General features: G+C 60.7%; 15 protein-coding genes and 1 pseudogene. 7 read left to right on the top strand and 9 right to left on the bottom strand.

From position 1 onward, the window contains the following. Positions 1-24: 24 nt before the first annotated feature. From H2170_00265 to uvrA, 3 genes are all read right to left on the bottom strand, one after another. On the bottom strand, positions 25-318 hold the full coding sequence (locus H2170_00265; GenBank protein MCS6298528.1) for a type II toxin-antitoxin system RelE/ParE family toxin: 294 nt from the start codon (positions 316-318) through the stop codon (positions 25-27). Next, positions 315-542, bottom strand: a complete 228-nt coding sequence (locus H2170_00260) for an addiction module antitoxin RelB (protein MCS6298527.1) — start codon at positions 540-542, stop codon at positions 315-317. The genes H2170_00265 and H2170_00260 overlap by 4 nt, the downstream gene beginning before the upstream one ends. Before the next feature lie 140 nt (positions 543-682). Then, entirely contained in the window at positions 683-3544 is a 2862-nt protein-coding gene (gene uvrA / locus H2170_00255) for an excinuclease ABC subunit UvrA (GenBank protein MCS6298526.1), read from the bottom strand. A 106-nt stretch (positions 3545-3650) separates the two neighbouring features. On the opposite strand from uvrA, the gene H2170_00250 reads away from it, so the two are divergent. Then, positions 3651-4823, top strand: coding sequence for an AI-2E family transporter (locus H2170_00250; GenBank protein MCS6298525.1), 1173 nt, complete (start codon positions 3651-3653; stop codon positions 4821-4823). Between the two features lie 9 nt (positions 4824-4832). Next, entirely contained in the window at positions 4833-5138 is a 306-nt protein-coding gene (locus tag H2170_00245; protein MCS6298524.1) for a zinc ribbon domain-containing protein, read from the top strand. Between the two features lie 10 nt (positions 5139-5148). On the opposite strand, the gene H2170_00240 is transcribed toward H2170_00245, so the two are convergent. The 5 genes from H2170_00240 to H2170_00220 all read right to left on the bottom strand — a co-directional run bounded on the left by H2170_00240 (position 5149) and on the right by H2170_00220 (position 11514). Further along, on the bottom strand, positions 5149-7863 hold the full coding sequence (locus tag H2170_00240) for a DEAD/DEAH box helicase (protein MCS6298523.1): 2715 nt from the start codon (positions 7861-7863) through the stop codon (positions 5149-5151). A gap of 82 nt (positions 7864-7945) precedes the next feature. Beyond that, positions 7946-8380 carry a hypothetical protein gene (locus H2170_00235; GenBank protein ID MCS6298522.1) on the bottom strand — a complete coding sequence of 145 codons (435 nt, stop codon included), beginning with the start codon at positions 8378-8380 and terminating at the stop codon, positions 7946-7948. A gap of 47 nt (positions 8381-8427) precedes the next feature. After that, positions 8428-9054, bottom strand: coding sequence for an ISAs1 family transposase (locus tag H2170_00230; protein ID MCS6298521.1), 627 nt, complete (start codon positions 9052-9054; stop codon positions 8428-8430). A 138-nt stretch (positions 9055-9192) separates the two neighbouring features. Beyond that, positions 9193-10782, bottom strand: coding sequence for a transposase (locus H2170_00225; GenBank protein ID MCS6298520.1), 1590 nt, complete (start codon positions 10780-10782; stop codon positions 9193-9195). Positions 10783-10797: 15 nt separating this feature from the next. Beyond that, positions 10798-11514, bottom strand: coding sequence for a DUF4338 domain-containing protein (locus H2170_00220; protein MCS6298519.1), 717 nt, complete (start codon positions 11512-11514; stop codon positions 10798-10800). Between the two features lie 119 nt (positions 11515-11633). Here H2170_00220 and H2170_00215 point away from each other — a divergent pair, with 119 nt between their 5' ends. Then, positions 11634-11801: a hypothetical protein gene (locus H2170_00215; protein ID MCS6298518.1), complete on the top strand. Its 168-nt coding sequence runs from the start codon at positions 11634-11636 to the stop codon at positions 11799-11801. Between the two features lie 261 nt (positions 11802-12062). Further along, complete coding sequence (locus H2170_00210; protein ID MCS6298517.1) at positions 12063-17336, top strand: autotransporter domain-containing protein; 5274 nt, start codon at positions 12063-12065, stop codon at positions 17334-17336. Between the two features lie 221 nt (positions 17337-17557). Here the strand turns inward: H2170_00210 and H2170_00205 are convergent. Beyond that, positions 17558-18232 (bottom strand): annotated as a pseudogene (locus H2170_00205) (transposase). Between the two features lie 441 nt (positions 18233-18673). Here H2170_00205 and H2170_00200 point away from each other — a divergent pair. Genes H2170_00200 through H2170_00190 form a run of 3 tightly spaced genes read left to right on the top strand, consistent with a single transcriptional unit; the run spans position 18674 to position 23024 of the window. Next, positions 18674-18874: a hypothetical protein gene (locus H2170_00200; GenBank protein ID MCS6298516.1), complete on the top strand. Its 201-nt coding sequence runs from the start codon at positions 18674-18676 to the stop codon at positions 18872-18874. After that, positions 18871-20715 carry an FAD-dependent oxidoreductase gene (locus H2170_00195; GenBank protein MCS6298515.1) on the top strand — a complete coding sequence of 615 codons (1845 nt, stop codon included), beginning with the start codon at positions 18871-18873 and terminating at the stop codon, positions 20713-20715. Before H2170_00200 ends, H2170_00195 begins: the two co-directional genes overlap by 4 nt. 2 nt (positions 20716-20717) lie before the next feature. Further along, positions 20718-23024: a DUF5110 domain-containing protein gene (locus H2170_00190; GenBank protein MCS6298514.1), complete on the top strand. Its 2307-nt coding sequence runs from the start codon at positions 20718-20720 to the stop codon at positions 23022-23024. Positions 23025-23099: the final 75 nt, after the last annotated feature.

Raw genomic sequence — 23099 nt, 5'->3', positions numbered from 1 at the left:
GCGGTCTCAACGACGGATGCAGCGTCAGGTGAGGCGCTGCTTCCAGTAATCGGGTGCCCGATGGAGCGGCATCACCGCGATGATCCAAACGTGATCAGACCGCTCCAGATAAATGACGGCATAAGGGAAATCCCTGCCGATATGCCGACGTGCAGGAGGATCATAGAGACGAAACCGTTTAGGCGCCGCGCCTACCTCGATCATCAACCGCTCAATCTCGTCATAAAATCGGCAAGCCAAGACCGGACTTATCCCGGCATAATAATCGAGCGCCGCCAGAAATTCGGCCTGCGCCTCCGCATGAATTTCCCGTTTCACCGGCCAATGCGTTGGCGGGCCTGCGCCAGTGCATCCTCAAGCGGAATCAGCTGGGCCTGGCCGCTCTCAATCTCTCCGATACGACGTTGCACCGTGTCCGACCAAGCCCGCGACTGCACGGGATCCTGCCCCCCGTGAGCAGCGAACAGGATACGATCCACCAAATCATTAACCACATCATGCGGTAATGAACGGGTCTCTTCCACGATTTGATCCAGGGTCATGGGCATGGCGGCAATAGTGCCGTCTTCATGCCGCTCGGCAAGTCCGGCGTCGGGTTGGCCAACATGGGCCCCAGCGCATCCCACAACACCGATAGCAACACCCGCCTTGAGCCCGATCAATCTCGCCAACTCCCTCACGCTCAAACGCTGGCGCGCCAGCGTTTGAGCGCAAGTCCCGTCAAGCTTGCGGGCGCCGCCTCGATGTCCGCCACTGAACCGGTGGCGACAATCTGTCCGCCTGCGCTGCCGCCGCCAGGCCCCAGATCGATGATCCAGTCGGCCAGGGCGATCACGTCGAGGTTGTGCTCGATTACGATCAAGGTGTTGCCCTGATCACGCAGCCTGAACAGCAGGTCCATCAGGTGCTGAATATCCACCCAATGCAGGCCGGTCGTCGGCTCATCGAGAACGTAGAGCGTCCCCCCTTGCTGACGCTTGCTCAGCTCCAGCGACAGCTTGAGCCGCTGCGCCTCGCCGCCGGAGAGCGTGGTCGCGGACTGGCCGAGCGTAAGGTAACCCAGCCCCACGGCGTTGAGCGTTTCCAGTTTGTCCATGACGCGCGGGATATTGCGAAACAGCTGCATCGCATCGCGCACCGTGAGATTGAGGACATCGGCGATCGATTTGCCGTGGAAAAGGATCTCCAGCGTTTCGCGGTTAAACCGCCGCCCGGCGCAGCTCGGGCACGGCGCGTAGGCGTCGGCCATGAACTGCATGTCGAGTTTGATCATGCCGTCGCCCTGGCAACGCTCGCACCGGCCGCCACGCACGTTGAAGGAAAAACGGCTCGCTTTGTAGCCGCGCACCTTGGCCAGCGGGACCTGCGCAAACAGGTCGCGCAACAGGTCGAGTAACCCCACGTAGGTCGCCGGATTGGAGCGCGGTGAGCGGCCGATCGGCGACTGGTCCACCTGCACCAGTTTCTCAAACTGATCGAGGTTCTCGATATGGCGGTGCAGGCCGGGAGTGACCTTGGTTGCACCGTTAAGTTTACGCGCGGCGGCGGCGGCCAGCACGTCGTTGACCAACGTGCTTTTGCCCGAGCCCGATACGCCGGTAACCACCGTGAGCAGACCGACAGGGAAACGCGCATCGACGTCGCGCAGGTTGTTGGCGCGCGCCTCGCGCACGGTGAGGAAGAGCCCATCGGGACGTTTCGCCTTGGCCTCGCGGGTGACCGAGCGCGTGCGGGCGAGAAACGGCCCCGTGCGCGATTGCTGGACCGACAACGCCATCAGCGCGGCGGGCGTGCCTTGAAAAAGAATATTTCCGCCCTCGGTGCCGGCCTCAGGTCCGAGCTCGATGATCTCATCGGCGATGCGCATGGTGTCCTCGTCGTGTTCGACCACCAGCACCGTGTTGCCGCGGTCGCGCAATTCACGGAGCGTTTCGAGGAGCTTTTGGTTGTCGTGCGGGTGCAAGCCGATGCTCGGCTCGTCGAGCACGTAGATCACGCCCATGAGCCCCATGCCGAGCTGCGTGGCGAGTCGCACGCGCTGCGCTTCGCCGCCGGAAAGCGTGTCGTAGTCGCGGTCAAGCGTCAGGTAGCCGAGACCGGTTTCGAGCAGGAAACGCAGGCGTTGCTCAATGCCCGTGACGATCTCGCGCAGCGCCTCGTTGTCGGCCAACTCGGCGACCAGCGTGGTGGCAAACGCGTGGGCGTCGCCGACATCGAGCGCGAAGAATTGCGGGCTGGTTTTACCCGCCACCGTGACCGCGCCACTGCGGGCGTTGAGCCGCGTGCCGTGGCACTCGGGGCATTCGCCACTGATCATGAAGGTGGTCAACCGGGCGCGAAACCCGTCGCTATCCGTATCGCGGAACGTGTCAGCTAGGTCGCCCAGAATACCGGCGAAGGGCATGGCTTTGGGCTCGCGCATGCGTTTGAGCTTAAAGGCAAACAGCCGCTCCCCGGCACCGTTGAGGAGCAGCTCGCGGGTCGCCTCGGGCAGGTCTTGCCAGGGCATATCGGCGTCGAAGGGGAGCTGCTCGGCCAGCTGCTTGAGCTGGGCGTTGTGTTTAATGATGAGATTCTTGCCGCCGATGCGCCACGGTTTGATCGCCCCGCCGCGCACCGATTTCGCCGGATCGGGGATGACCAATTCAGGGATGAAGCGCAGTTTGCGCCCGAGCCCGCCGCAGGAGCCGCAGGCACCCTCGGAGTGGTTAAACGAAAAGTGGCGCGGGGTGAGTTTCTCAAACACATCGCCGCACACCTCGCAGGCGAGCGACTGGCTCAGGCTCAACTCGCGCCACGGGGCGTCACCCGATTTTTGCGCGAGGATAAGTGCGCGGTCCTTGCCCTCGCGGAAGGCGAGTTCAAGCGAGTCGGCAAGGCGGCTGCGCTGGTCGGCGACCGCCACCAGACGGTCGATCACCAGCTCGACCAGCAGCTCGGCGGAGCCCGCGCCGACTGGCAGCAGATCGAGGTCGTCGAGGTTTTTAACCACCCCGGCGATGCGCACCCGTTGAAACCCACGCTGGCGCAGGCGCGGCAGCTCCTCGCGCAAGACCGACGGCTTGGCCTGGAGGGCGGGCGCCAGGATCATGATGCGCTCGCCGGCCGCCTCGCGCAGGACGCGGGCGACGTTGTCATCGAGCGAGCGTTGCACGACTCGGCCGCCATCCTTGGGGCAACGCGGCGAGCCGTGCAGCGCCCACAGCAGGCGGGCGTAATCGGCAATCTCGGTCACGGTAGCAATGGTGCTGCGCGGCGAGCCGCCGCCGGTGCGCTGCTCGATCGCCAGCACGGGTGAAAGACCGTGGATAAAATCGACGTCGGGCCGCTTGAGTTGCTCAAGGACCTGGCGGGCCTGGGTGGAGAGCGACTCCATGTACTTGCGGTAGCCCTCGGCGTAAATCGTGTCGAAGGCCAGCGACGATTTACCCGAGCCCGACGGGCCGGTGATGACCACGAGTTTGCCTCGCGGGATGCGCACCTCGAGGTTCTTCAAGTTGTGCTCCCGGGCGCCTTTGACGTGAATGTGAGTGGCGGCCTGCATGTGCTAAAAACGACACCGTAATCAATTCGCCTCGAACGCAAGGCGGCAGAGTCGGCGCCCGCCTTTCGGCTGGCGTCTGCGCCCGCAGATGCGTGATGTTGCCCGCATGTCTGAATTGCACGAACCGCAGCTATTAACCCCGAGTCAGCGCCGCATGGTGGGCTTTTCGCTCGGACTGGCCGCGCTGGTTGCCACCATCGCGCTGCTCGTCGGTGTATTTATCGTGCTCTCCTTTTTGGTGGGCCATTTCTCCGGCGTGCTTTGGCCGCTGGCCGTTGCCGGTATCATCGCGCTCATCATGCGTCCGGCCGTCGAGCTGCTGGAACGAAAACTGAAACTGCGCCGGACAAGCGCGGTGGTGACCCTGTACAGCCTGTTTGCTCTCGTGGTGGCCGCAGTGCTTTTTGCCGTCACCCCCGCCCTGATTCAGCAGATTTTCGCCTTCATCGCCTTCGTCCCGGAGTTCTGGAACCACGCGCTGGCCTACTTTCAACAACACTACCCCGATTGGGTCGCCCTTGCCCAGCGGCAGATGGAAAACAAAACCGTGCACGCCATCGTTAGTCGGCTGGCGGGCGAAGCCGACGAACTGGGTGCGCTCGCCCTGCCCTCGCTCAAGTCCGCGGGCCTGGGCGTCTTGAACGTTTTCAGTTTTATCACCCACCTGGCGGTGGTCCCGATCTACCTGTTTTTCTTTCTGCTCTCGAGTCGCGAGCCGACCAACAATCTCGAAAAACAACTGCCGTTTCTTAAGCCGGCGTTGCGCGACGACGTGGTATTTCTCGCCCGGGAGTTCATCTCCATCGTCGTCTCCTTTTTTCGGGGACAGCTCATGATCGGGCTGATCATGGGAGCGCTGCTGGCCACCGGATTTTCGCTGGTTGGACTCAAATTTGGACTGATCATCGGCATGATGCTCGGAATCCTCAACATCGTGCCCTACCTAGGCACGATCCTCGGCATGAGCGTGGCGCTACCGCTGGCACTGCTGCAACCCGGCGGCGGCATGTCGCTGGTCGGACTGGTGCTGCTGGTATTCGGCTGCGTGCAAGCCACCGAGGGCTGGTACCTCACCCCCAAGATCATGGGACATCGCACCGGCCTGCACCCCATCGCGATCATGGTTTCGATTTTCTTCTGGGGCACCGCGCTCAACGGCATCCTCGGCATGGTGCTGGCGATTCCCCTGACCGCCTTCATCGTGACCGCCTGGCGCCTGGTTAAACGCAAATACTTTGGCGTGCCTGAAGCCGCCGCCGAGGCCGCCTCCGAAATCTGAGCGCACGCCATGGCCGCTGCGCAACGCCCACTGCCGCCCGAAGACTGCGCCCAATGCGGCGAGCCGATTCCGCGCAACGCCCACGCTTGCCCCAGTTGTGGGGCCGATGAACGCACCGGCTGGCGAGAGACCTCGATTTACGACGGCCTCGACCTGCCCGACGAGGACGATGAACCGGCCTCCGAAAACAAGTCCGGCACCAACCGTAACCGGCGTCATCCAAACAACGCTGCGGGCCTGCGCTGGTATTGGTTCGCGACGCTGATCGCGGTGTTGCTCGTTCTCGGCCTCGGTGCGCTAGGCCTGCGGCCCTAGGCGCACCACTTCAAACGACGGTCTCGGCTTCTTCCTGCGTCGCCGTGAGCTGAACCAGATCGCGCAGCGAGGAGAAGTGCTGGCTCAAATCGAAGTCGCCGCCCAAGCCGCCGACGATGCGATCGAACAGATCTTTCTTCGACGCTTGCAGCGCCTGAATTCGTTCCTCGATGGTTCCTGACGTGACCATGCGATAGACAAAAACCGTGCTTTTTTGGCCGATACGGTGAACGCGATCCACGGCCTGCGCCTCCACGGCCGGATTCCACCACGGATCGAGCAGGAAAACGTAATCGGCCGCATGCAGGGTGATGCCCGTGCCGGCCGCTTTGAGCGAGACGAGCATCACCGCCGCGCCTTTGGCATTCTGGAAGGCCTGCACCGGCTTGAGGCGATCAAGCGTCATACCGGTGAGCTCGTAACGGGGAAGCTCGGGGAAGTTCTCCGCCAAGGCGGCACGAACCCGGTCGAGCAGCATCACGAACTGCGAAAAGATCACGACCTTGTGCCCGCTGGCGATGACCTCGGCGAGCTTCTCCACCAACAGCGTGATTTTACCCGAATCGGCGAGCGGTGACTTCATCCAGGGAAGCATGTCGGGGTCGCAGCAGACCTGGCGCAGACGGGTGAGCAACGCGAGGAAGCCAAACGACTTTTCACGCAGCGCAGCGCCCACGTCGTCGCCCAAGCGATCGAGCCCCTCGGCGCAAATTTTGGCGTACTCAGCGCGCTGCACTTCGGTGAGCGGACAGAGCAGATCCATCTCGACCTTTTGGGGCAACTCGGTGGCGACCTCGTTCTTGGTGCGGCGAAGAATAAACGGGGCAAGCTGCGCGCGTAACCGGTCCATCGTTCCGGCGCGGTCGTTGGTCAGCGAGGCCTCGAAGCCCACTCGAGTCCCCAACAATCCTGGCAGCAAAAAGCGGAAAATTGACCACAAATCGAGCTGGCGGTTCTCCAGCGGCGTGCCGCTGAGCACGAGGCGATGACGGGCACGGACCGCAAAACAGATCTGGGTTACCTTCGCGTCGGGGTTTTTGATGAACTGGCCCTCGTCGAGCACGGCATAGGCAAACTCGTGGTTTTCGAGCAGCTGGCGGTGCTTGCGCATCTGGGTGTAACTGGCGATCCAGATGACGGCATCTTTGCGTGCGCTGAAGTCATGACCGTTCTTGAGCACATCAACGGCAAGATGTGGAAAGAACCGATGGATCTCCTCCTGCCACACCGGAACAACGCTGGCAGGACAGATGATCAGGCTGGGGCGGTCCGTCTGCGGACGCGTCGCAAGCAAGCTGAGAACTTGCAGGGTTTTACCCAGACCCATCTCGTCGGCGAGCAGGCCGTGGCAACCGATGTCGCAGAGATGATGCAGCCACTCGACGCCACGCCGTTGGTAGGGGCGAAGCAGCTCGGGTAACTGCGGCGTGGCGGCGGAAGCGCTGAGCACGTTTTTGCGCCACGTTTCTAGTTCCGGCGAGAGGGTAAGCTTTACGCGATTGTCGCTGTAGAGCGAAAAAATCAAGTAGGGCGAGAGTTCACCGTGGGTACGCGATTCAGCTGCGGAGCGGTGCCAGGCACTGATCGAGGCCAGCCGTTCCACCGGCAACGACACGATGCCGATGTCGGGGATAATCATCGTCGAGGTGGCCTTGCGCGTGAGCAAAGAAACCTCCTCGTCGGTGAGCAGGCGTTCGCCAGCCTTGAAAATCCAGCGCAAGTCCAGCCCGAGGCTACCGGCCTTGCCCTTACCCTTACGCGTAGTGGCCACGGCCTCGACGGAGATTTCCTTAATCCCGTTGAGCAACATGCCCGACTGCGCATCGAGTTCGACGGCGAAGAGTTTTTTCCAAGCCGACAGCGTGGAGCGAAGGAAATTGGGGATCTCCACCACCGAGGCCAAGAGGTACAGGCCGGTCTGCTGGCTATAGGTGAAGTGCGCCTTGCGGGCGTAAGCGGCCAAGCCGATCAACTTCGCGCGCTCGCTTGAACTCACCGTGGCGTGGCAGTTACCGGCGGCCTGCGACGCGAGCCCCAAGGCGGGCACGCGCTTTTTTCCGGGATTGATCCAATTGGCCTGAAACGTAAGCCCCTCGATGGTGGTGGTGAAAACCAGGATCAGCGTACGCGAGGCTTCGCGTGCAACGGCACCGGCAGGCGTGCTTCGTGCGCCCGACGGGATGCGGGCCGACTTGGCGGTGACTGGAACGGTTTTGGCGGCCTGCGCCTGTGCATGGGCAAGCCCCTTGCCCACAGAGTGACTGGCGGCGTGGGCAGCAGTGCCGTGTGAAGGCGCGTGCGTCGGGGTGTGGCTGGCGCGCGCTGCCGCGCTACCGTTGCCATTAGCCGGTGCCGCAGCAGGTGGGCTCAAGGGCACCGGTTCGGGCAGCGGAGAAATCTCATCTGCAACCAGCTCCTCAATTTCATGCAGACCAGCCACCGCTAGGGCGTGGGCGTAATCCGTATCAGTGGACGAGGAGCGCACCGAAAGCCCCTTCGAGCTCCATTCGACGACGGCGTACTCGTCCTTTTTATCGACGCGGCGGTGGATGATCGCGTCGGCGGCGGTCAACTCCAGTTCACGCACCTCGCCGTCGCGATAGATGCGATGGCCTTCTTCCAGCTGGGTGTCGCTGAAATGCCGCTCCCAGTCGTGTTCGAGTTTACCGAACCAGAACTCAAGCGACTGCGGGGTATAGACTCGTTTCGGACCGTGGTTTTGCATCCAAAGTAAAGGGGCCACGGTAGGACGCGCGCGGTGTCCGGCAACTCTTAATTAACAGCCACGCCGAATCCCCAGCGCCGATTCATAGCGGGAAGTTTACCGAGGTAAGTGCGCGGAGCGCGCGACGGTCATGATTTTCGGACATGTGGGAGATAAAGTCAGAGGTATAAAGGTGGCGTTTTTGGGTTCGTTGACCGCGCCAGTGCATGAACAGGCTGTTGGCCCAGCGGTTGAACATGCCGTGGATGCGTACAGCGTTCGGGCGGCGTAATCGGCAGCGATCATCCTGGCGCGAGGCGTCGAGGCGGGCATGCAAACCGGTTTCGATTCCCCAGTGCGCAATATTGACCTCCAGCCATTGGGCGGGAGTCAACTCGGCGGCGGGGCGACTGGTGATCAGCGCCACGGTCTCGGTGGGCTTGCCGTGGCGTTTTCGGCAGATTCTCGCGGCTTGCGCCACCAGGGGGAAGCAGGCGCTTTCCGCGCTCAACTCGCGCGCCACCAGGGTGCGCGTCACGGGGTGCTTCTTTTCCTGGGTGGTACGTTGCTCGGCAGCGGGATCTTTTAACGGGTCAAAAAAGGGGCGCCCGGATCGGGCACTTGCGCTGCTACGATTTTCTGCAAGCCGGGCTGATTGCCTTTGACGGTGAACAGGTAGTCGCCGCCATGCTCCAGTACGATCGCCCGCGCGGTGTCCGCCTGGGTATGCAGGGCATCAAGGCTCACGAGTTTATCGACCAAATCGAGTCTCTCACACAGGGCGCGGGCGGCGGGGATCTCGTTGCTTTTTTCGGCGACGACCTCGCTGCCGAGATAGAACAGGCCCGGCGAGGTCACTGCGGTTACCACGTTTTGCCCGCCGCTGTGCTTGGGGACTTTGCCGTCGATGACCACGATCTCGGTGGCGGGAGGCTCGCCTCGCACCTGGCGTTGGTGGGCGAGTAAAACCTCCTCGATGCGCGCGGCCTGCACACGGGCGAACAGACGGCTGAAGGTGGGCTGGCTGGGAGCGCCGTATTTGCCGCGGCGGCGGATCACCCCAAGGGCTTGGCGTTGGACCGGGGAGAGCCGGCGGGCGAAAGCGGCCAGGTCACGTTGGCCGCGGGGTGCTCCGGCCAGATAGGCCGCCGCCGTGATCGCCAGCAGCGCGTGCAAGGGATAGGCCCCGATGTAGGCGCGGTATTCAGGCACTTGCCGGAAGGCCTCCGCCAGGCTGATTAAATCTGGGGCCTTCAGCCTAAATCCGGCAATAGAAAGTGCGGCCGGCGGGCGTTGCCCGTCGGATAGATGAGGGTGGAGAGTGCTGCGGCAGGCTGAACGGAAGCGCGATCAGCTTGGGGCGGTGGCCAAAGGCGGTTCAGGGCCGAGTACAGGGAAGTTTTCCTGTAAAATCCTCGCTACGATTTGCCCCCAGCGCTGGGCGACACTCCATTGCTCCGCATTATGAAGGATACCATGTAACCATCTGGCCAGCTTTGTGATGAGTTCACTCAGGCGAGGTGCCTCGGCATGGCTCAAGCGCACGTCCAGGCGGCGTTGACCGGAGTGTTCGCTCTGCCGGGTCGCTCCGCAGAGCAGACGGGGACGTGTACTCACCGCCTCGTGGTGCTGACCGGGTTGAAGCAGGCGGTGATAGAGCGTCCACCAGTTGTAAACCAGTGCGGCCAAACGCGCGGCGTGCTGACAGGAGTTTAGCTCCTGGGAGGTAAACCCCGACCAGCTCCACTGGTTCTTGAGCTCGTCGAAGGGGTTTTCCGCGCCCCCACGTTCCCGATACAGGGTGGCAAGGGTAAGGATCTCGTAGGGCAGGCTCGTAACGAGGATCTGATGTTCGTAGATGATCGGCTCGCAGGCGGCCGCGTCGGGGATGTTCAGCAGCAAAGCGTGGTCGGCTTGCTCGCGCACGAGGCGGCGGCGGGCCCGGGGGTGGCGTTGGTCGTTGAGGCGACGGCGCAAGACCACCACACGTCGGGCCCGGTTCCAGCCTTGCAGGCGCAGGCAGCTTTCGCAGCCCTGCCAGCCTTGTCCGGCGTCGGTCCAAGCGGTGGTGGTGGTGCGTTCAAGCGCGGCCACCAGCTCGCGGGCCTTGGCGGTGCGGCGCAGTTTGAACAAATAGTTGAGTTTACGCGCTTCAGCTTCACTGAGCAGCGCCTCCTGGCCATAGGCGCAGTCACCGCGCAAAAGATGGGGCCGGCGCTCGGCTGGCAGTCGGTCGATGAGCGCCCACAGCCCCGCAAAACCATGTCCGGCGGCGGATTGATCGCCGGGGTGCACCTCCACGTCCAGACACAGGCGCAAGGTGGCGATCCAGTAGGTGTGGTAGGCGTGGCTGGGGCGTCCGGGCTTTTGCGGGTTATAGCCGATGCTGGCACCTTCCTGACGTCCATAGATGGGCTTGATGGTGACATCGATGTCGAGGATCCACTGGTTATCCAAAAACCCATGACAGGTTTGGTCGAGGTGACGCCGCAACCAGTCCTGCCCCTGCTCGGCACCGATGCGAGCCAGCGCCCGGCGCACACAATCCTCGCTGACAATCGACTTAAGTCCGAGCAGGCTCGGGGCAATGTCGTCGCCGCGCAGGGCCGCGAGGTGCGCGTAGCGATAGTGCCCGGAGAGCATCCCCAAAAGCAGGGTTCCAATCACGTCGCGAGGGCGGTGTGCGCGGTTGCTGCTGTAACAAAGCGGCGTGTCCGCAACCAGTGCCTCGAAGCCTCCTGTCGCACACAAGTACTGCGTGAAAAACACCAGTGCCCCCAAGGGGCTCACCGGCAACTCTGGGGCGAACTGCGCACGAAAACGTCCTCCGGGTGTATCCACAATCAACACCTCGGCGGCATCGCTTGGCGTTGCCTTGTGATCAGGGTTTTCTGACTCACCCTCGGGGTGAGCTTTTTCCGGCGGTAAAAACGGCGGCATATGACAGCCAAACAATCACCTGCGTGATTTTTGGCTAGTTTCTATTGCCGGATTTAGGTTCAGGGTACTTCGCACCGGAACTTTCGCCTCCACCGCAGCCAGCGAGGGTTTGATCTGCCCTGCCTGAAGAGCTCTCCGGGCCCGGGGCTCCAGCTCGCGCACAAACAAGCGCTTGGGCTTGGCGTGGTGCTCGTAGTAATCGCGCGACTTACGCGTGTTGCCCTTGGTCAGGCCCAACTCGGTCCACCCGGATGCCTTGTATACACTTCCCGTAAAACGCTCGGGGGCGACGAAGGTTTCCACGACGAGCACGGGGTGCTCGTAACGCGACTGCCAGTCGGCACTGAGCCGGCCGAGCACCCGGCTCAAAACCGCCGAGCCCAAGTTGGGCACCGCCGGCTTGGGCAGCAGCAGGAACCGCACGTTGTTGACCACCAGCGCCAATCGGCGTCGGCGCTGTTCTCCACTCCAGCCAATCCACGCCTCCCGGCCGCGCAGGTGCAGCGCCGCCGCCGCAAACACCAGCACCGCCACCCAGGTGCCCTGCGCATCGCTCACCGCGTACAGCAGCCGCTCGCCCACCGGTTTCACCGCGCCCAGATAGTGATGCTCCTCAAGCAGCCCCTGCGCTCGGGCGTTTAACTCGGGGCTGTCTAGCACCTGCACCTGCAAGTGGCGCAGCGAAATCACCTCCCCTTGGGGGTTCGACGGGTTCGTTTCGGCCGGCATCATTCACCCAGCCAAAATGAATTCCTGGGGCTTGTCCCGCTTATTCCGCTCCTTTGTTAGTATTCAGGTGTTTAGCTGTTCAATGAATCGGCGGTGTCGGCGAACTGATTCCCACGCACCTGGTGGCCAAGTTGGCGCGCCAACACGGAGTGGATAAGCAGGCGCGCAGCTTCACGCCCTGGAGCCACGTCGTGTCGTTGCTGGGCCAAGCACCGGCGCCGAAAGGCGGCCGCCAAATGCCACCTGCGGCTACAACATCGAGCGCTCTGCAGCCGAAGAGGCATTGCTGATCATCGAAAGTTCCCGCATTCGGGGCGTCTGTCTGCTTGCGCCGTGGAACCTCTCCAGCACTTCATCTAGGCAGGCTGCATCATTTGCATAATGAGTTTTCGGTTTTTTCACCAGTTGTCCGCTAAACTTGATTCTTGAAAGCTCCCTATATTTAAACCACTTTTCGACCCTAGGAATCGCGATTAAAAAATGCGGCGGCGTGATTTTGTTTAACCTACCCACTGGAAGTGCCAAATAAACCAAGGCCACTCAATAACCGCATGAGCGCCATTAACTCCAGAACCGCTCAGCTCATCTCCGCAATCGCCGCCATCTCGCTCCTAGCCAGCACATCCACGCAAGCCGCCAACGGCACATGGACGCAGTTGACCAGCGGCGGCCTTTGGAGCAATACGGCAAACTGGTCCGGCGGCACCGTGGCCGACGGCAGCGGATTCACTGCCGACTTCAGCACGCTGAACATCACCAGCGCCAACATCGTCCACCTGGACGGAGCGCGCACGCTGTCCGCGCTCACGTTCGCCGATACGGCCACTCCCTTCGTCGGTTGGACCCTGGATAACAACGGCAGCGCAGCAAATATTCTCACCCTGGCAGGCACCACGCCCTCGATCACGGTGGGAACGAGTTCCACAGCGGAGATCAGCGCCGAAATTGCCGGCTCCACTAACTGGAGTAAAGCGGGCACCGGCACGCTGACCCTCTCCGGCAGCAACACCTTCAGCGGCAATCTCACGGTTTCGACCGGGAGGTTGGTGGTCAGCAACAACAATGCCCTGGGCACGACAGGCGGCACCAACAGCGTCACCACCGGCGCCGCGCTGGTGCTGGCCAACGGAGTCAACGTCACCGGGGAAACGGTGACGATCAACGGTACTGGCTCGGGGGATTTTTTCGGAGCGTTGAACGTGGCCGCGAATACCTCGGCGACTTGGAACGGCACGGTGATTCTAGGATCGTCATCCCGCGTCGGCGCGGGCGATAACGGCACGCTTACCCTCAGTGGAGCGATCCAGGGAATCGGCAGCCAACCTCTGCAGGTCCGCGGTAATAACGCCGCCGCCACAATCATCGTTTCCTCCGCCAGTGGCAGTAACACCTACAGTGGAAACACGCAGGTCGTGCAGGGCACCCTGAAGCTCGGCGCGGCAAACACCCTGCCAACGGGGACGACGCTCGACGTGGATTCTTCAAATGCATCTGTTGACGCTATCTTCGACCTGAACGGCTTTAACCAGACCGTGGCCGGCCTGCAGCGGACCGGCGCAGGCTCTGGGACCGGCGGCAGTTTCGTGACCAACAGCGGCAGCGCGGCCACCCTTACGATCAACCAAACCGCCAGCACGACCTACAGCGGGAACATCACCGGCAGCCTGGCCCTGACGAAGTCCGGCGCGGGCACGCTCACTCTTACCGGCACCAACAGCAACACCGGAGCGACGATCATCAGCGGGGGCACCCTTGCGATCGGCACGGGCGGCCATTTGTCCACCAGCAGCGCGATCACCAACAACGCCAACCTGACCGCCAACAGCACCGGCAGCCTGACCCAGGGCACCCACTTCAGTGGAGCGGCGATCACGGGCAACGGCTCTTTCACCCAGCTCGGCTCGGGCACGACGACCCTCAATGCGGCCAACACCTTCTCGGGCGCCACCATTGTGAGCGCAGGTGTCCTAACCCTCTCGAACAGCTTGGCGCTCCAAAACAGCGCGATTGATACGACGAGCAGCATCACCGGCAACACGACCGCAGGCCTCCAAGCCACGGTGACGACACTGACTATTGGAGGTTTAACCGGCAATAAGGACCTTTCCACGATTTTCACCACCACATCTGGCGGCTACGCGGGAGTTACCGCGCTCACCCTTAATCCCCAAACCGGCGCGTCGAACAGCTACTCCGGCGTCATCGCCAATGGCGCAGCCGGCCTGACGGTCACGAAAACCGGCGCGGGCACGCAGGTCCTCTCCGGCAACAATATCTTCACCGGTCAGCTCACCGTGGCGGAAGGCGCGATCTCGGTGAGCACGGTCAACAACTCGGCAGTGGATGGGGTGCTGGGCAACAGCACCTCCTCGGTGATACTCGGCAGCACCGGCAAGAGCGGCGCGCTGAGCTTTAACACCAACGTCGTTACAGCCACCAAGAAGTTCACCATGGCTGCCGGTGGCACTGGCATTTTTGACGTCACAAGCGGCCAGTTGGCCGTGGGACTGATCGACGGTTCCGGCGCCTTAAGCAAAACCGGAGCGGGAAATTTGGTGTTAGGCAACGCCAACACCTTCAGCGGCGGGGCCACACTGGGTGGCAGTGGTTTTGTGGCCGTCAACGTAGATTCCGCCGGCCCTGCTGGTGCTCCGACCAGCGGCGCCCTAGGCACGGGCACAGTCAATCTCGCCGGCGCGCAGATTCGGGCGGGAACCACAGCTTCGCGGACAATCGGCAACAACGTCACGATCTCCGCCGACACGCCCTTTGCCACCATCGCCAGCGAGAAATCGCTGACTTTCACCGGCACCATCCTTTTGAGCGGTGGCAACCACACCCTGAACGTTCTAACCGGCTCTACCGTGGGAACGGAAAAGCTGACCTTCTCCGGAGCGATCGGTGACGGCGGCAACGCCCTGGGCATCACCAAGACAGGGGCCGGCAACCTAGTTCTCTCCGGTAACAACACCTACACCGGCGCGACCACGGTCAGCGCGGGTTCCTTGGCAATCGGTAGCGCCGGCAGCCTTGCCAGCGGCAACGCGCTCACAGTGGGTGCAAGCGGCTTAGCCACCTTCGCCAACGCGGGCCAAACCCTCGGCGCAGTCAGCAACGCCAACACGACGACCAACGCACTTAACTTCAGTGCTTCGACCGGCACGGTGACGCTCGCCAGCCTGAGCGGCGCAGGTAACACGACCTTCGGCAGCAACGGCATCGTTACCGGCGACATCTCGGCTGGCACGGTGACCTCGGTCGGCAACCTCACCGCCAACATCTCCGGTGGTACAACCACGGTGGGTGGCGTGGCGACGATCGGCACGCTCTCCGGCGGCACCGCCAACTTGAACGGCGCCACCAGTGCCATCACGACGCTCAACGGCGGTACGGTTAACTTGGGTTCCGGCACCGCGCTCACCGTGAGTGGCGGCACCAGTGCCGGAGTGATCACTGGCACCGGCAGCAGCCTCACCAAAACCAGTTCCGGCACCCTCACGCTCACCGGGACCAACACGTACACTGGCACGACCACGGTTTCAGCCGGTACGCTTGCGCTTAACAACCCGGGCACTACGGCGCTCGTCAACACCTCGGCGGTGGTGATCGCCAGCGGTGCCTCGGTTTCACTCGGCGCGGCCAATCAAATCAACGCCGCCGCCAGCCTCACGCTCAATGGAGGCACCATGGACCTAGGCGTCTTTAGCCAAACCCTCGGCACACTCGATCTCAATGCCTCCTCCGCGCTCAGCCTGAGTGGCTCGGCGGCCCTGGTGTTTGCCAACAGTTCGGCGCTCGATTGGAACTCCGCAACGCTTTCGGTAAGCCATTTCGAGGTCGGCACCAACTCCCTGCGCTTTGGCACCACCAGTGGCGGCCTGACTGCCACCCAGTTGGGCCTTTTTCGGTTTGTCGAATTCGGCAACGTCGCGGCGCGCATCGATGACGACGGCTTTATCGTCCCGTTGTCCACGAACTACCTCAACTCCGGCGGCACCGACCTGGTCATCGCCACGCCGATCACCGGCACCACCACGGTTAATCAATCAGGCACGGGATCGATCACCCTGACCGGCTTAAACACCTCTAGCGGGACGGCCACGGTCACTGCTGGCACCTTGGTGATCGGCACCGCTGCCGGTGGCCACTCGGCGGGTAACGTCACCGTCAGCGGCACCGGCACCCTTAAAGGCCGGGGTGACATCGGCGGGGCCGTGATCGTTAACTCAGGCGGCACTTACAGCCCGGGTAACTCCCCCGCGATCCAGCACGTCGGCTCGCTTACGGTAAATACCGGCGGCTCCGTCACGATCGAACTCGATGGCGCCACCGCCGGCACCGGAGCCGGGTTTCACGATCAGGTCATCTCAGCGGGCGCGGTCACTCTCACCGGCGGCACTTTAATCGGACAGACGATTTTCACCGGTTCGAGTGTGCCGGCCTACGTGCCGACCCTCGGCGCTGTTCACGCCGTGATCACCGGCAGCGCGGTGACAGGGAAGTTTACCTCATACACGTTCGACCCCGACGACAATGCCGCCGGCATCACCTGGCTGCCCGAATACACCGCCACCGCCGTTAACCTCTACGCCGTCCCGTCCGACTACGCCACCGCAGTGCCCGGCCTCAACGCCAACCAAACCCAAGTCGGCGCGGCGCTCCAATCCCTGCGCAATTTGGGACTCAAGTTTGAACTCGACCAGCGCACCACCATGGACGACCGCGCCACCCTGTTTAACGGCCTGAAAACCCAAACCGCCGCCGGCCTGCGCACGGCCTACGACCAGCTCACCCCGGAAAAACTCACCGCCCTCGCCGCAAGCACCTTCCAGTCCGCCTCGATCCTCAATTCCAGCCTCCAGCAGCGCAGCGCGGAAATCCGCCGCTACGGCCCCGCTTCGGTCAGCCTCAACGGCGTGGCGCGTCCCGCCGCAGCCGAAGCCGCCCAAGTCGAAACGGTGATTGAAGACGGCGTGCATTATCGAGTTGCCAAAGCTAAGCCCCAAAAGCGCTACGGTTACTTTGCTTCCGCCACGGGTGCGTTTGCCGCAGTTGATGGTTCGGTCGATCGCCTCGGCTCCTTCTCGCAGACCGGTGCGGCCACCGCCGGGGTCGATTACGCGATCAACCAAAACCAAACGGTAGGCCTGGTGGTCAGCCAGGCTTTGGCTGACACGGATTTCTCCGCCAACAGCGGAAGCGCCCGCACCACAACGAGCCGCGTCGGCTTGTTTCACGATTACCATAACGCGGGGTTTTTTATGAATACCTCGGTGTCGGCCGGCTTTTCGGACTATGACAGTAAGCGCAAAATCGCCTTTTTAAATCAAACCGCCAGCGGTGAAACGCAGGGTTTCAGTTGTGGCGGCCAGTTGTCCACCGGCTACGACTTTAAAGTGGGCAATTATATAATGGGGCCAACCGCCTCGGTGGCCTACGACCACGCGCACATCAACGGCTTTGACGAAACCGGTTCCGCCGCCGACTTGCGCGTCGGGCGTCAAAACGCCGACTCACTCACCACGAGGCTCGGGGTTCATGTAAGTCGGCCCTTTGTAGCCAATAAAATTGGCTGGATTCCCGATCTGAGTCTGAGTGCCAGCCGTCAGTCGTTTAACCCCAATAGTATCACCGCTCGTTTGGCCGCCGGTGGAGACGCCTTTAGGGTTAACCCACAGGCCGGTGGAAGTGAGTATATTAACCCGGGCGCGAGCCTCTCAGCGGTGCTGCCCACCGGGTGGACCGTGCGCCTGAGTTACGACGCGATCCTAAATCCGCAATCCGCCGAGTACCGGGTTAATCTTAGTGTAGGCGCCGGGTTTTAGGCCAGCGCTGGATGAGGCGTGGCGCTGAAATTGAACGGGGCCCGGCACTGGCATCAAGCGCGAACCTAAATCCGGCAGTAGGAACTAACCAAACCAGCACCTGCATGATTTTCGGCTAGTTCCTATGCTGGATTTAGACATAGTTAGTCGGCCCTGAAAAAGGCACCTTCCGGCATCATTGCCAAAAACTGATCCCGGGATGCCGGGACGAACAACGAACGAAGGACGTGGAGTAATCGGCACAAAAAGAAGCCGAGGAGCTTCTGGAAGTTCATGGCGGCGGCACTGAGCAGGGCATTGATGGCATTGCCCTGCGTGCCTTTGAGGCGATTGCGTTCCAATCGGTGTTCAGCCTTGAGGTGTCCGAAGGTCGGCTCGATAGCGGCGCGGCGTTTCATCCATTTCCAAACTCGCTTGGGGATCGTTCCCCGGCGGCGTTTATCGACGATGATCGTCTCGGGGCCCTAATGATTATTGCCCCGGTAGCCCATGTCCACATGGCCTTCTTTTACTGCATGCGTGGCGACCAACCGGCGCACTTGAGCCAGTTGCGCATCCAGGGTGTGTCCGTCATAGAGATTGCCCAATAAACTCAACGCTCCGAGTAACCATCCTCCCTTGCTGGTTGCGGCCAGGCTGACCTTGTTGCCGAACTCGTACTTTTTACCGGCCTTACCTTTGGCGATGCACGCCACCTCGGGCTCATGCACACTTTACACTTTTTGCCCATCGCCGCGCTCTTGTGCATGGATGCGTTTTGCTGTCTCCAGTAACTTGCCGAGCAGTCCTTGTGGCTGTGATTGTTGGCGTTCGATCTCGCGGATCACTCGGCCCAAATTGGTCCGGAGTTTGCGGGTGCACGCCCGCGCCCGTTTCATCTGGCGGGCAACCGAGTACCCTGCGGCTCCACGCATCGAGGATACCTGGAGGGGCTTTGGAGGGAGGTGGAGCGAAAGTCCATCGATCAGATTGCGGCCAGAGTTGGAGTACGCACATCGATTTTCCCAGTTTTTGTTAGTGTGGTTAAAATCAACCAAGAAAATAGGGAAACTAAAAAAATTAAGTATATAATAATTAGTGTTTTATGAATTATTTAGGGCCGACTAAACTGGGCTGCTTTGGCCGAGTCCTTTTGGGGTGTGACTTACGTGGCAACTTCAACTTACCTCCAATGCGCCGCAGCGGCTGCCGTTCCGCGCTTTCGGTGAGCTTCTTGCGCGGGCGGTTCTTGATTCACGCCTGAGCGTCTCTGGCGTGGCGGAATTCAAGGCGGCATGCGACGATTAACAGCTTTTGTGTTTTGAACTTTGGCTCTATGCCGGAATAGATATTTATAGATGAATGAGTCCTCATCACATTTAGGGACTAATGCCACCCAAGGAAATGGTAGGGAAGGGTTCACTAGTATCGAGTTGCTGGATGCTACGGCGTATAACAAAATACACTGCGCCATGTGGGCGCTGACCGGGGCGTTCGGCACATCTACCCTGCTGGTGGAGGCCTTCGATAAAAATGGCACGATCAACAACATTCTATGAATACAATAAACCTTTGCGCGGATATTCTGGTGTGTGGTGGTGGCGCGGCGGGAGTTTCGGCTGCGCTTGCCGCAGCCCGTGCCGGCTCCACCGTCATTCTTTGTCAAAACCGTTCTGTGCTGGGAGGAAACGCCTCCAGCGAAATCCGCATGCACATCGTAGGCGCGGATGCCAATGGTTTCCGCAACAAGTACCCGCTTCAAACCGAGGCACGCGAGTCGGGCCTCGTCGAGGAACTCCGTCTGCGTCAGGCCTGCGAAAACCCAGCGCGCTCACCGCACGGGATCGATCTCGTGCTTTATGATATGGTGCGCAGCGAACCGAACATCACGCTTCTTCTAGATACGCATGTGTCTGCGGCAAAGGTAGATGGCGGGCGCATCGTTTTGATCCATGCAGACCGCCCGGCGCACGAAGAACAATTTAAAATCACCGCGTCTCAGTTCATCGATGCGAGCGGCGACTCCGCTATGGCCGTTGCGGCGGGGAATCGCTTCCGCCGAGGCCGCGAATCCCGCGAGGAGTTCGGCGAGCAGTATGCCTTGGAGAAAGCCGACAACTGGTCCCTCGGATCTACCGTGCTTTTCCAAGCGGTGAAGATGGACCACCCGGTCCCCTTCACCTCACCATCTTGGGCAAGAAAGTTCACCGAAGAGGATTTGGCGAACCGTCCGCACAGCCTAGGCCAAACAGCCGGAGGCGAGGAATGCGGTTTTGAGTATGGATTCTGGTGGCTCGAGTGGGGCGGGCATCTCGACACGATTGCCGACAACGACCACATCCGCCACGAACTCCTCTCCATCGCCTACGGAATCTGGGATCACTTGAAAAACGGTGGCAAACACGGCGCGGAAAACTGGGTGCTCACTTGGGTCGGCATGCTGCCTGGCAAGCGCGAGTCCCGCCGCCTCATCGGCCGCAAGACGCTGACCGAGCAGGATGTCCTAAACGCACCTGATGCGCCGGATGCCATCGCCTACGGAGGCTGGCCGATGGATCTGCATCCACCCAAGGGCGTCGATGCGCCTCTGGAGGCCCCATGCACACAGATCGAAGTGCCGCATCTGTATCCGCTTCCCCTCTCCTGCTGTGCCAGTGGAACGCTTGAGAATCTCTGGTTTGCCGGACGCAACATTTCGGCTACCCATGTTGCCTTCGCCTCAACGCGCGTGATGGCCACTTGTTTCGCCATGGGCCAAGGCACTGGCATCGCAGCAGCCAAGGCAGCGGCACAGGGCAAAGGCACCTTCGAAGCATGCACATCGCAGGAGCTGATTCAGCAAATCCAGCAGGAGATTCTGCGACAGGATGGTTTCCTCATAGGCGTGCCGAATGCCGATCCTCTCGATCTCGCACGCAGCGCGAAAGTCACGGCATCCGATCATCGCGAAGGCGGTGAACCGCAAAATGTCATCGATGGTTTCACGCGCATCACCACCGGCCCTCACGGCACACGCCCGGGAGCGATGCCCGAGGGAACGCACCGATGGATGTCGGAAAAACTTCCCGCATGGTTGGAGCTGAAGTGGGATAAACCCGTCACACTGTCCCGCCTGCAACTCACCTTTGATACCGGCCTGCACCGCTGGTTCTCCCTTACGCAGAGCGATGGCGTTCATGCGCGCAACATCTGGGGTCCTCAGCCCGAGAGCATTCGCAATTACAATCTGGTCGCCGAGACTTCCGTCGGACCCGTGACCCTTGCCGAAGTGAGGGGGAATTTCCTGCGTCAGCGAATCCACAGTTTCGCAGCCGTCGCAACAGCGCGAATCCGTATCGAAGTGCTCGCCTCCAACGGCATCGATCACGCACGCGTGGTCGAGGTGCGGGCCTATAACTAAAAATGCATTCAATTGAACATCTCAGATTTCGTCTTGATCGTTACACGGATCGGATTGTCCGCGTCCTGGTGACGCCAACGGATTTTGCTACGGAGTCGAATTCGGAAATGGTGGTTCTCCGTCCGCAAGCGGCAGGGCAGGATGCAGTTTTGGAAGTTGATCAGGATGCTGAGCGAAGAATCGTCTTTTCCTCTGAGGGGAGAACGCTCCTAAGTATTTCGAACTTTTCTTTTGAAGCTGTTGAAGTGATCCAAACGGAGATGGATCCGAAATCACTGGTCTTGAAGGCCACGGTGGACGGGGAGCGAGTTCAGGCAAAAATTGCAAAGCAGACAGTGATCCGACGGGATTGGAAGGCGCGAGTTTACTTTGAGTGGGACGAGACCGAGGCACTATACGGCCTAGGCATGCATGAGGAAGAAGCGTTGAGCCTGCGCGGCAAGATGCAGTATGTCTATCAGCACAACTTGAAGGCATCGGTGCCGATGCTCACATCGACCAAGGGCTACGGCATCCTCTTCAACAAAGAGTGCGCCTTTGAATTTCATGACGACGAGGCCGGCAGTTACATGGAGTATGACTCCACTGATGAAATTGATTTCTTCTTCATTCAGGGCGGATCACTCGACGGAGTGATCACCGGTTACCGCGAACTGACGGGACGGGTGGGTATGATGCCAAAGTGGCTCTTTGGTTACTGCCAGAGCAAAGAGCGTTACAATACCCAGGAGGAACTCGTCTCCGTGGCGCGAGAATTCCGCGAACGAAAAATCCCCATCGACCTGATTGTGCAGGATTGGCACTACTGGCCAGATGGGTGGGGAGGAAAGCATTTTGATGCAGCCCGTTATCCAGACCCCAAGCAACTTTGTGATGAAATCCACGCGCTGGACATGAAGGTCATGATTTCTATCTGGCCCAACATGATGGATTCCATCAACCGCCCCGAAATGATTGCGGCCGGCGGCATGCTCAACGATCACAGCGTCTATAACGCCTTTGATCCCGCCGCGCGCGATCTCTACTGGAAGCAGACCCATGACGGGATCCATCGTCACGGGTTCGATGCCTGGTGGTGCGATTCCACCGAGCCCTACATCGCCGACTGGAGCGGCGAAACGAGCGGATCATCAGCTGAGCGGGCCAAGCGAAATCTGGACGAGTTCAAGCTGCATATGGATGCCGCACGCGTGAATGCCTACAGTCTTTACCATTCCAAGGGCATCTATGAAAACCAACGCGCCGCGGCTCCCGACAAGCGTGTGGTGAATTTGACCCGCTCTGCCTATGCCGGCCAGCAGCGCTATGGCACGATCACCTGGCCGGGCGACCCGTCCGCCAAATGGTCAACCTTGCGTCAGCACATTCCTGCGCTTCTGAACTTTTCTGCTTCGGGTTGCCCATACAGCACGATGGATATCGGCGCATTCTTTGTGCGGACCAAAGAACAATGGTTCTGGTCGGGCGAGTATGAGGCCGGCTGCGAGGACCTTGGCTACCGTGAACTCTACACCCGCTGGTTCCAATTCGGTGCTTTTCTCCCCCTTTTCAGAAGCCATGGAACCGACACCCCAAGGGAGCCCTGGCGCTTTGGCGAAGCCGGCACTCCGTTCTATGATGTGCTGCTGCGCTTCATTGAACTGCGCTATCGCCTGCTACCCTATATTTATTCAATCGCCGGTTGGATCACCCAACGACACTACACAATGGTGCGCCCGCTGGCCTTTGATTTCATGAATGATCCGCAGGTCTATGATCTGAAGGACCAGTTCATGTTCGGGCCGTCACTGATGGTCTGTCCGGTGCTGGAACCGATGTATTATGAAGCCGGTTCGAAGCCGCTTGCAATGGAGGATAAGACTCGTTCCGTTTATCTCCCGAAGGGTTGCGACTGGTATGATTTCTGGACGGGCAAGAAGTTGAAAGGCGGTCAACACATCAAGGCAGATGCGGTGCTGGAAAAGATTCCGCTGTATGTGCGCGCCGGTTCGATCATTCCGCTCGGTCCGTGCCAACAGTTCGTCGGCGAGAAAATCTCTGATGACTTGATATTGATGATCTATCCCGGAGCGGATGCCTCATTTGATCTTTATGAGGACGAAGGCGAGGGTTATGCTTACGAATCGGGAGCTTACTCGATTATTCCGCTAACTTGGCATGACGCCGCGTCCCAACTTCATGTTCATGCGCGCCAAGGTTCCTTTGATGGAATGATCGAAAGGCACATCTTCCGAGCAGTCAACATGGCAGGGTTTGGTTACGAGAATTATACTGAAGCGCCCCCGGTGGTTTGTGGAGGGGAAGCATGATAAATACCGGAATACTTTCAGTTGCACTCAATCCAAGCTCCTGGCTCGCCCTGGATTGGAAGCAGAAGAACTCCC

Source organism: Opitutus sp. (assembly GCA_024998815.1).
Classification (GTDB): Bacteria; Verrucomicrobiota; Verrucomicrobiia; order Opitutales; family Opitutaceae; genus Rariglobus.
The sequence above is the reverse complement of the archived record's forward strand: the minus strand, read 5'-3'. Positions and strand labels throughout refer to the sequence as shown.

Excerpts from the sequence above, each read along its gene's own strand:
- uvrA (MCS6298526.1), bottom strand. The coding sequence starts at position 3,544 with ATGCAGGCCGCCACTCACATTCACGTCAAAGGCGCCCGGGAGCACAAC.
- H2170_00210 (MCS6298517.1), top strand. The coding sequence starts at position 12,063 with ATGAGCGCCATTAACTCCAGAACCGCTCAGCTCATCTCCGCAATCGCC.
- H2170_00260 (MCS6298527.1), bottom strand. The coding sequence starts at position 542 with ATGACCCTGGATCAAATCGTGGAAGAGACCCGTTCATTACCGCATGAT.
- H2170_00245 (MCS6298524.1), top strand. The coding sequence starts at position 4,833 with ATGGCCGCTGCGCAACGCCCACTGCCGCCCGAAGACTGCGCCCAATGC.
- H2170_00225 (MCS6298520.1), bottom strand. The coding sequence starts at position 10,782 with ATGCCGCCGTTTTTACCGCCGGAAAAAGCTCACCCCGAGGGTGAGTCA.
- H2170_00220 (MCS6298519.1), bottom strand. The coding sequence starts at position 11,514 with ATGATGCCGGCCGAAACGAACCCGTCGAACCCCCAAGGGGAGGTGATT.
- H2170_00200 (MCS6298516.1), top strand. The coding sequence starts at position 18,674 with ATGAATGAGTCCTCATCACATTTAGGGACTAATGCCACCCAAGGAAAT.
- H2170_00190 (MCS6298514.1), top strand. The coding sequence starts at position 20,718 with ATGCATTCAATTGAACATCTCAGATTTCGTCTTGATCGTTACACGGAT.
- H2170_00240 (MCS6298523.1), bottom strand. The coding sequence starts at position 7,863 with ATGCAAAACCACGGTCCGAAACGAGTCTATACCCCGCAGTCGCTTGAG.
- H2170_00250 (MCS6298525.1), top strand. The coding sequence starts at position 3,651 with ATGTCTGAATTGCACGAACCGCAGCTATTAACCCCGAGTCAGCGCCGC.
- H2170_00195 (MCS6298515.1), top strand. The coding sequence starts at position 18,871 with ATGAATACAATAAACCTTTGCGCGGATATTCTGGTGTGTGGTGGTGGC.